Genomic DNA, 746 nt, shown 5'->3' on the forward strand with positions numbered 1-746 from the left:
ACCCCACGCCCGGCCGCATGATCATCGGCGAGCTGCTGCCGAAGAACGTCAACGTGCCCTCCGAGACCGCCAACCAGGAGATGACCAAGAAGAACATCTCCAAGATGATCGACCCCGTCTACCGCCATTGCGGTCAGAAGGAGACGGTCATTTTCTGCGATCGCATCATGGCGCTCGGCTTCGCGCATGCCTGCCGCGCCGGCATCTCGTTCGGCAAGGACGACATGCTGATCCCGGACACCAAGATCAAGCTGGTGTCCGAGACCGAGGCTTTGGCCAAGGAATACGAGCAGCAGTACAATGACGGCCTGATCACCCAGGGCGAGAAGTACAACAAGGTCGTCGATGCCTGGGCCAAGTGCTCGGAAAAGGTCGCCGACGAGATGATGGCCCGCATCAAGGCCGTCGAGTTCGAGGACAACGGCCGTCAGAAGCCGATGAACTCGATTTACATGATGTCGCATTCGGGTGCGCGCGGTTCGCCCACCCAGATGCGCCAGCTCGCCGGCATGCGCGGCCTGATGGCAAAGCCGTCGGGCGAAATCATCGAGACGCCGATCATCTCGAACTTCAAGGAAGGCCTCACCGTGCTCGAGTACTTCAACTCGACCCACGGCGCCCGCAAGGGTCTAGCCGACACCGCTCTGAAGACGGCGAACTCGGGTTACCTCACCCGTCGTCTCGTCGACGTGGCGCAGGACTGCATCGTCAACTCGCTCGACTGCGGCACCGACAAGGGCCTCACC

1 pseudogene is annotated in these 746 nt (G+C 61.5%); it reads left to right on the top strand.

Annotation, left to right across the window (positions count from 1 at the left end):
- A pseudogene (locus EOA33_RS37455) lies at positions 1-746 on the top strand (DNA-directed RNA polymerase subunit beta'); the annotation flags it as partial.

The organism is Mesorhizobium sp. M4A.F.Ca.ET.050.02.1.1 (assembly GCF_003997725.1).
Taxonomy (GTDB): domain Bacteria; phylum Pseudomonadota; class Alphaproteobacteria; order Rhizobiales; family Rhizobiaceae; genus Mesorhizobium.